Below are 8,328 nucleotides of genomic sequence, written 5' to 3' on the forward strand. Positions count from 1 at the left end.
CGATCGCTTTGACAGGTTCCGCGTCGAGCGTCTACGTGGTGCTCATCGGACTGCTCATGGCCCAGTACACGTTCACCGGCTACGACGCCTCCGCCCACATGACCGAGGAGACCATCGACGCCTCCACCGCCGGTCCCAAGGGCATCGTCCGCTCGATCCTCGTCTCACTCGCCGCCGGCTTCGTCCTGCTGTTCGGCTTCACCTACGCCATCCACTCCTACTCGGGCGCGCTCGAGTCCACCACGGGGGTGCCACCGGCGCAGATCCTGATGGACGCCCTCGGCGCGGCGGCCGGCAAGTGGCTGCTGCTGGTCATCATCGTCGCCCAGCTCTTCTGCGGCATGGCCTCGGTGACCGCCAACTCCCGGATGATCTACGCCTTCTCCCGCGACGGCGCGCTCCCCTTCTCCAGGACGTGGCACAAGCTCAACCCGGCCACTCGTACCCCCACGAACGCCGTCTGGCTCGCCACCGGTGGAGCCTTCGCTCTCGGCCTGCCCTACCTGTGGAACAGCACCGCGTACGCGGCTGTCACCTCCATCGCCACCATCGGTCTCTACATCGCCTACGTGATCCCCACCTTCCTCCGACTGCGCCAAGGCGACAGGTTTGAGCGCGGCCCCTGGCACCTCGGCTCCTGGTCCACCATCGTCGGCACGATCGCCATCGCCTGGGTCTTGGTGATCACTGTGCTGTTCATGCTGCCGCAGACGTCCCCGATCACCGCGCGCACCTTCAACTACGCGCCCGTCGCAGTTGGCGTCGTCGTGGCCTTCTGCGGCGCCTGGTGGCTGGCCTCCGCTCGTAAGTGGTTCCTCAACCCGGCGCACTCTCGCAGTTCGGGCTTCAGTCGAGAAGCTCGTGGACAGGAGCCCCACCGCCTATAGGCTCCGTCCGGCAGCCCGGCCGCAGCGTCGCGGTCTGCTCATGCGAGCCGTTTGTGCGCAGCATGTGGACACCAAGACAGCTCCCCAGTGGACGCACACCGCGACGCTCAGCCATCTGATCACGAACGACTGACCTTAACTGGGACCGGGCTCCGGCTCACGGGCGCGGCAAACGTTCGAGGTCATGCCACCCCCGGCTCACCCTCGTGGCACCCCTCATCCTGGATCTGCCGGGGCACCGCCCTGTTGCGACACGGACCGTTGGCTGGACTTACCCCTGCGGCCAGCACGCGAAGGTGCAGGTCAGCCACATTATTCACGGTTCCGTCGAGGGAAGCCGACCGGAGCAGACCGTACGGCATGCCCCTGGATCGGGTGCGGGGCTCAGCCAGCGACGTATGCGATGGCGTCGTGGCTATGGATGCTTTCTAGGTTGCGGACCTTCACCGAGTGACGAAGACCCCGCTCGCGGCAGACGTGGCTGACCTCCCGCGCCATATCCTCCACGAATACAGGGTGGTCGTACGCCTGCATCGTCAGCACACGTTCATCCGGACGCTTTACCAAGGGCACGATAGGAGCGGACGCACACCGTTCGAGAAGCCGTACGGCCTCCTGCACCCCAAACGGATAGGGCGTGTCGCCATGCCCTGTCACGGACAGGGTGACACGACTGCGCTGGTTGTGGGCACCGTAGTCAGAGATCGCTTTCGAACACGGGCACAGGCTCGTGACCTCGGTGGTCACCGATGTGATCAACGTCGTGTCTCCGCCATCCCAGCGGCCGTCAAACCGGACGTCGTGAACCTGGCACGACTCGGCACCGCTCGCAGGCGCGATCACAGTCGTGCTCAATGGGACGGCAACGGACACCGCGAGCGCCGGCGCATCAAGAAGATCCGCCCCGACTTTCAGGACGTACGGCAGCTTCCGCGGATCGAACCGGCGCAGATGTTCGTGGACGAGAGCCACCATGCGGCTCATGTGAGTGCCACGGCGGTCATGCTGGAGCCGCACGGTCACCTCGATCTCGGCAATGCCCTCCTGGCGGAGGTGACCGTCCTCGAAGTACAGGGGATACCGCAGACCGCTGATGCCGACATCGTCGAGCTCGATGCCGCGAGAGTCTGTCTCGTTCTGAATATCGTGCATCGCTCACTCGCCCCGATAGGTGCAGCCAGACGTGCACGTCTCGCGGACGGTGAGGGCCGAGAGTGCAGGCAGGGTCGGCTGCAGCCGCTCCCAGATCCAGCGAGCGAGGACCTCGCTAGTCGGGTTCTCCAGGCCCTCGATGTCGTTGAGGTAGTAGTGGTCGAGCCGTGCTTCGAGAGGCTTGAAGACCTTCTTGAGGTCGCCGAAGTCCATGACCCAGCCGGTCCCAGGGTCGACCGGAGCCTCGACGTGGACAATGACCTTATAGGAGTGACCGTGCAGACGGGCGCACTTGTGACCCTCGGGCACGTTGGGCAGGCGATGTGCAGCTTCGAAGGTGAACTCGCGAAAGATTTCCATTACTGAATTCCCAGATACTTGTGCGTCTGGAGAGAGAGGGTCCAGCGCGGGTTCTTCATGCAGTACTCAACGGTCGCCCTGGTGTTGGCTTCGGCGTCCGGGCCGTCCATGGGCTGGAGCCTGAAGTGCCGAAAATCCAGGTGCTCGAACTGGCGAGGGTCTCCACCCAACTGGGGGTACACCAACTTCAGTTCGTCCCCGCGGGTGACGACCACCTCGGAGCCGATCTTGGGGCTGACGCAGATCCAGTCGATGCCCTTGGGCGGTACACGGGTGCCGTTCGTCTCGACTGCCACCTCGAAGCCGCGGGCATGCAGCGCGTCGATCGCTGCTCCGTCGAGTTGCAGGAGCGGCTCGCCGCCCGTGCACACCACGAAGCGGTGCTCTCTGGAGGACAACGGCCAAGCGTTCTCGACTGCCTGAGCGAGGTCGTCCGGGCTCCGAAACTTACCGCCACCTTCTCCGTCGGTTCCGACGAAATCTGTGTCGCAGAACTGGCAGATCGCACGGTGGCGATCCTTCTCCAGGCCCGTCCACAGGTTGCACCGGGAGAAGCGGCAGAAGACGGCCGGACGGCCCGCGTGGCTCCCTTCGCCTTGCAGGGTGTAGAAGATCTCCTTGACCAGGTAGGTCATTCTCACGCGCCCTGGTACTGCACAGGGTCGGTGACGCCAGCCTCGGCGAAACCCTTGAGACGGAGCAGACAGGTCTCGCAGTGCCCGCAGGCCCACCCCTGCTCGTCCGGGTCGTAGCACGAGGACGTCAGGGAGTAGTCCACGCCAAGGCGCAGGCCTTCACGGACGATGTCGGCCTTCGACATGGAGATGAGCGGGGAGTGCAGCTTGAGCTTCTGCGTGCCCTCGACCCCGGCGCGAGTGGCCAGGTTCGCCATCTGCTCGTACGCCTCCATGTACTCAGGCCGGCAGTCCGGGTAGCCGCTGTAGTCGACCGCCGTCACGCCCGTGAAGATGTCACTCGCCCCGACCGTCTCCGCGAAGGCCAGCGCGAAGGACAGGAAGATCGTGTTGCGTGCCGGAACGTAGGTGATGGGCACGCTGCTGTCGATGCCCTTGTCGTCAGCGACATCCAGGGACTCGTGCTTCGGAACCTCGATGTCCGACGTGAGGGCCGAGCCACCGAAAACTCGCAGGTCGATGTCCGCGATCACGTGACGCGCAGCCCCCTGGGCCGCGGCCACGCGCTTCGCGGCCTCAAGCTCCACACTGTGCCGCTGGCCGTAGCGGAAGCTCAGCGCGTACGGCGTGTAGCCCTGGTCCTTGGCGATCGCCAGGACAGTCGTCGAGTCCAGCCCGCCACTCAGTAGAACGATCGCGGGACGCTCCGCCATGCCTGCTCCTAGTTAGATCTCACGTGTACGGTTGAACACTAGCGTGAAAACTGGCAGGTAGAGTAACGGCAACAAACTTCTAGTTATACTCGTCGGGGAGTAGGGGCTGCGTGAAGCAACTAACGCTGGTCGTCACATGCACGGACCGCAAGGCGGCTGTGCCGGAGACCGAACTGCAGGCGAGGCAGCTTCCCGCAGGACCCGTGAAGGAGCGCGCCACGCTCTGGAGCGAGCGCATTAACAGTGCCGCTCACACCCACTCGCTCGCCGAGCTCTACCGCGGCGACCATTGGACCCAGGCGCGTCGGCTCACCGAAGCGACTGCTCAGGCCGGATTCAAGGCCGACCTCTGGGTGGCCTCCGCCGGCCTCGGCCTTCAGCCGGTATCTGCCTCCGCCCCCTCCTACGCGGCAACCTTCAGCACCCGACATGCCGACTCGGTAGCCACCACCGCAGAAGACGGCGCCCTGTGGTGGAGTCAACTCCAAGAAGGAACCGGCCGGGCAACGCTGCAGGAACTCGGCAAAGCCAGCCCTATCCTCTTGGTCCTCTCCGAAACCTACGCAAAAGCCATGGAAGCGGAACTCCGCGCCCTGGCCGACGTCGCCAGCGAGGCACTCCTCTTCGGCGGAGTGGAAGTCGCCGGCATCCAAAGAGTCCCCGCCGATGCAGGGTTGAGGCGCAGCTTGGGCGGAACGCTGACGAGCCTGAATGTACGCATGGCCGCGTCGTGGCTCCAGCACTGCCAGGACGGTCAACTCACCTCAACGGCCACCAGCGACTCCTGGAACAAGTGGGCCGCTACTGAGTCGAGGCCTGAGCAACACAACCGCCGACCGATGACCGACGAGCAGGTGATCGCCTTCATCCGAAAGCAGACCTCGTCCCATCCCGGCATCTCGCGGACGCGACTCCTTCGTCTGCTTCGAGACGGGGGTCAGGCCTGTGAACAGAGCCGGTTCGCCACCCTGTACATCAAGACCATGGGGAAGCAGTGACAGAGAACCTCATCCGGCGCAGAGCCCTGCGCATCGAGCAGAACCCCAGCATCCCCCTCTACCTCTTCGCCCTCGAAGCCGGAGAGGTAGATCGTGTGGCTGACGTCGCCCGAATCTCCCGTGACGAGGCGGGCAAGCTGCTCGGCTACCAGCGCCCTGAGAAGAAGCAGCACGTCAAGCAGATTCTTGATTACCTGGACGGCGAGGACGTCCTGTTCCCTAACGGTCTCATCCTCGCTCTCCCCTCCTCGGTCCGCTTCAAGGGAAGCCGAGGGCCCAATAGCACAGACGGGCTGGCAACAATCGGGACTATCGAGATTCCGCTGCCGGCCTCCGACGAAGCACCCCGCCCCGCTCTGATCGTGGATGGGCAACAGCGAAGCCTCGCTCTTGCACGCACGAAAAAGTCGAAGCTTCCCGTCACCGTTGCGGGGTTCGTCGCTGAAGACCTCGAGGTCCAACGCGACCAGTTCCTCCGGGTCAATACCGTGTCGCCGCTTCCCACCAACCTGGTGGCAGAACTCCTGCCTGAGGTCAACACCAAGCTCCCCACCAGGCTGTCCGCTCGGAAACTTCCGTCCACCCTTGTCAATGCGCTGAACCAGGACAGCGACTCACCGTTTAGAGGGCTCATCAAGCAGGCTTCGACGACCGGCGATAGAAAGTCAGAAGCCGTCGTCAAGGACAACAGCCTCATCTCCGCGATCGAAGAGTCACTCGCTCCTTCCGGGGTGCTCTTCCCATACAAGAACCTTTCTAACGGCACCACCGACACCGCAGCGATGAGAGATATTCTTGTCGTCTACTGGACTGCCGTCAGGGACACCTTCCCAGAGGCTTGGGGGCTCTCGCCGGCAAAGAGTCGCCTCATGCATGGCGTCGGAATTAGGTCAATGGGGCGCCTCATGGACCGGATAATGGACCGTGTGCTGTTGAGTGCAGAAGTCGGGTCGAAAGACGCCTACGACAAGGCCATGGCAGAACTGGAACTGGTCAAGCCTCACTGTCACTGGACCAAGGGGCGCTGGCCAGAACTCAACATCCCTTGGAACGACTTGCAAAATACACCCCGCCATATCAGCACTCTGTCAAACGTCTTGATCCGGATCTACCTTCAGTCGAGGATGAGCGCGTCGTGAAGTTCTATTTCCCAGACAGTCAGGACCAAATCAGCCCTGGGTACGATTTCATCAACGATGAATACCCGTATCATCGGGTCCGACAGAGGGATGATCTGTACGCCCATCAAGCGGTGAGCCCGGCACCGTACGACGGGATACTGGTCAGCAAGGCCATCGTAGACGGAACGGTAAACGGCGCCGGAAAATACGCCGGAAAGTACACTACTGGACAGCGGGACCGACTCTACCGAGACGGAGTGAGCCACTTCTTTGGGCTGCCCGACACGATGAGAAGCCTCGGCGACTGCGGGGCATTCAACTACATTGACCAAGAGTACCCGCCGTACAGCATTGATGAAGTCCTCGACTTCTACTATAAATGCGGATTCGACTCGGGAATCAGCATTGACCACGTGATCTTTGGTTACAAGCCCGACCTTCCCGAGGAGGACGCCGATCCGGCATGGGTTAAGCGTCGCGAGATTTCACTTGATCTGGCGGAAAAGTTCATCAAGGCTGTCAAGAGCCGCAACAAGCTGATGCCGGAGGGGAAGAAGAGACTTGAGCCAGTGGGTGCGGCTCAGGGATGGAGCCCGGACAGCTACGCGGACAGTGTCTCCAGGCTTCAAGAGATGGGATACAAGAGGATCGCGCTAGGTGGCATGGTCCCCCTGAAGACGCCGGAAATCATTGCATGCCTCGAGCGAATCTCTGACGTTCGCCAGGACGGCGTTGAATTTCATCTGCTCGGAATCACTCGCGTCGATAGCATGGAACGGTTCGTCAAATTCCATGTCACCAGCTTCGACAGCACATCGGCGTTCCGTCAAGCCTTCATGGACGAGCGGAACAACTATCACACAGCCGACCGCTCATACATGGCGATCAGAGTTCCCCAGGTCGATGGAAATCTCGCACTCAAGCGACTGATTCTGGCGGGGGTGGTTTCGCAATCCGAGGCCATCAAGGCTGAACGAGAATGCCTCAAGTTGCTTCGCCGCTACGACGCAGACGACGGCGTCGAAGTTCAGGAAGTCATGGATGCGCTGCGCGCGTACCAGTCCCTTCTTGGCGACGAGAAGAAGCTGAAGAAGGTCGAGAAGTACGAGGCCACCCTCACTGACCGTCCCTGGCGGCGCTGCCCATGCGATCTGTGCAGGCAGCACAAGATCGAGATGGTTATTTTCCGTGGAACGGAGCGAAACAAGCGCCGCGGATTCCATAACATGACGGTACTCGAAGCCAAGATGCGCAAGCTGCCGCTCACATAATCGCCCAGATCGCGCATAGCACTCAAAGTAACTCAAACAGGAGATGATGTGGCCGACCGCTACGTGTTGAAGGTTCCCGCGCTCAAGGTGCTCCAAGGCAGCAAGGAGATCTACTGCTTCGCTGTCGACGGCAAGAAACTGCACGACTTCGCCTCCGTATCGCGTATCCGCCGTGACGGCCAGAAGCAGTTGCAGGGATACCAGCGGCCCGAGGCCCTCAGCCACATCCGCTCGATCCGCCGCTACCTCGAGTCAGAGGGAGCGATGCTTCCCAACGCTGTGGTGCTGGCCTTCGACGAGCGGGTGACGTTCGAACCGGCCGTCCGCAGTAGCGACGTGAAGTACTCCGTCCCCGGCGAGCTGGTCATCCCAGTCGATGAGTCACTTGCTGACGACCAGAAGCCGGCCTGGCTGGTGGACGGGCAGCAGCGCAGTGCCGCCATCAGGGACGCCGACCTCGCAGAGTTCCCAGTCGCAGCCGTCGGCTTCATCGCGTCACAGGAGGAGCAGCGGTCGCAGTTCATCCTGGTCAACTCGACCAAGCCGCTCCCCAAGGGGCTTGTGTACGAACTACTGCCCGAGACCACCGGCCAGTTGCCGCGTTCGTACGCGCGACGCCAACTCGCCGCCCGGCTCATGGTCCTCCTGAACATGAGCGACGGACCCTTTGGCGGCAGGATCAGCAGTCCTACGTCGCCGAATGGCAACATCAAGGACAACAGCGTCCTGAAGATGCTGGAGTACAGCATCTACGAAGGCGCCTTGTACCAGTACCGCAACGCCACCGACGGTACGGGCGACGAAGAGCGGATGCTGGCTCACCTGACGGCCTTCTGGACGCCAGTGGCAGACATCTTCGAGGACGCGTGGGGGAAGCCTCCCAAGGAGTCGAGGCTGACCCACGGTGTCGGCATCCAGGCCATGGGCTTCGTCATGGACCGGCTGACTTCGGGCACCCCGGTCGAAAAGGTTAAATGGGACAAGGTTCGGCGCACCCTCCGAGCCCTGGAGGACCACGTGGCCTGGACCTCCGGCACCTGGAAGTTCTCGGATGGCCAGGAGTACGGCTGGAACAGCCTCCAGAACACCATGAGCCACGTACGTCTGCTCAGCAGCCACCTTCAGGCTCTGGTCACGAAGTAGTACCCGACGGCACTCCCCGATGGCGGCCGCCCCACCTTTGTGGGGCGG

Annotated in this window: 9 protein-coding genes; 5 read left to right on the top strand and 4 right to left on the bottom strand. The window is 62.6% G+C overall.

What is annotated here, in order from left to right; genetic code table 11:
• On the top strand, nucleotides 1-887 hold an 887-nt coding region (locus J7I94_RS09610), incomplete at its 5' end, for an amino acid permease (protein ID WP_215166557.1).
• A gap of 384 nt (nucleotides 888-1,271) precedes the next feature.
• On the opposite strand, the gene J7I94_RS09615 is transcribed toward J7I94_RS09610, so the two are convergent.
• From J7I94_RS09615 to queC, 4 genes are read right to left on the bottom strand one after another with little or no spacing between them, the layout of a single operon-like run.
• The gene (locus tag J7I94_RS09615; RefSeq protein WP_215166558.1) at nucleotides 1,272-2,039 is read right to left on the bottom strand and encodes a GTP cyclohydrolase I FolE2; all 768 of its coding nucleotides are present in this window, start codon (nucleotides 2,037-2,039) and stop codon (nucleotides 1,272-1,274) included.
• Nucleotides 2,040-2,042: 3 nt separating this feature from the next.
• Nucleotides 2,043-2,399, bottom strand: a complete 357-nt coding sequence (queD, locus tag J7I94_RS09620) for a 6-carboxytetrahydropterin synthase QueD (protein WP_215166559.1) — start codon at nucleotides 2,397-2,399, stop codon at nucleotides 2,043-2,045.
• Entirely contained in the window at nucleotides 2,399-3,034 is a 636-nt protein-coding gene (gene queE, locus J7I94_RS09625; RefSeq protein WP_215166560.1) for a 7-carboxy-7-deazaguanine synthase, read from the bottom strand. Before queE ends, queD begins: the two co-directional genes overlap by 1 nt.
• A 2-nt stretch (nucleotides 3,035-3,036) precedes the next feature.
• On the bottom strand, nucleotides 3,037-3,747 hold the full coding sequence (gene queC / locus J7I94_RS09630; protein ID WP_215166561.1) for a 7-cyano-7-deazaguanine synthase QueC: 711 nt from the start codon (nucleotides 3,745-3,747) through the stop codon (nucleotides 3,037-3,039).
• Between the two features lie 110 nt (nucleotides 3,748-3,857).
• Here queC and J7I94_RS09635 point away from each other — a divergent pair, with 110 nt between their 5' ends.
• From J7I94_RS09635 to dbpB (J7I94_RS09650), 4 genes are read left to right on the top strand one after another with little or no spacing between them, the layout of a single operon-like run.
• Nucleotides 3,858-4,745: a hypothetical protein gene (locus tag J7I94_RS09635; protein WP_215166562.1), complete on the top strand. Its 888-nt coding sequence runs from the start codon at nucleotides 3,858-3,860 to the stop codon at nucleotides 4,743-4,745.
• Nucleotides 4,742-5,884 (top strand): DGQHR domain-containing protein DpdB, encoded by a 1,143-nt coding sequence (gene dbpB / locus J7I94_RS09640; RefSeq protein ID WP_215166563.1) that lies wholly within the window; start codon nucleotides 4,742-4,744, stop codon nucleotides 5,882-5,884. The genes J7I94_RS09635 and dbpB (J7I94_RS09640) overlap by 4 nt, the downstream gene beginning before the upstream one ends.
• Nucleotides 5,881-7,137 carry a tRNA-guanine transglycosylase DpdA gene (gene dpdA / locus J7I94_RS09645; protein WP_215166564.1) on the top strand — a complete coding sequence of 419 codons (1,257 nt, stop codon included), beginning with the start codon at nucleotides 5,881-5,883 and terminating at the stop codon, nucleotides 7,135-7,137. Before dbpB (J7I94_RS09640) ends, dpdA begins: the two co-directional genes overlap by 4 nt.
• Before the next feature lie 48 nt (nucleotides 7,138-7,185).
• Nucleotides 7,186-8,280 carry a DGQHR domain-containing protein DpdB gene (dbpB, locus tag J7I94_RS09650; RefSeq protein WP_215166565.1) on the top strand — a complete coding sequence of 365 codons (1,095 nt, stop codon included), beginning with the start codon at nucleotides 7,186-7,188 and terminating at the stop codon, nucleotides 8,278-8,280.
• Nucleotides 8,281-8,328: the final 48 nt, after the last annotated feature.

Source organism: Streptomyces sp. ISL-12, assembly GCF_018614415.1.
Taxonomy (GTDB): domain Bacteria; phylum Actinomycetota; class Actinomycetes; order Streptomycetales; family Streptomycetaceae; genus Streptomyces.

What these genes read in the sequence shown, in the direction of transcription:
- J7I94_RS09615 (WP_215166558.1), bottom strand. Translation starts at nt 2,039, where the DNA reads ATGCACGATATTCAGAACGAGACAGACTCTCGCGGCATCGAGCTCGAC.
- queD (WP_215166559.1), bottom strand. Translation starts at nt 2,399, where the DNA reads ATGGAAATCTTTCGCGAGTTCACCTTCGAAGCTGCACATCGCCTGCCC.
- queE (WP_215166560.1), bottom strand. Translation starts at nt 3,034, where the DNA reads ATGACCTACCTGGTCAAGGAGATCTTCTACACCCTGCAAGGCGAAGGG.
- queC (WP_215166561.1), bottom strand. Translation starts at nt 3,747, where the DNA reads ATGGCGGAGCGTCCCGCGATCGTTCTACTGAGTGGCGGGCTGGACTCG.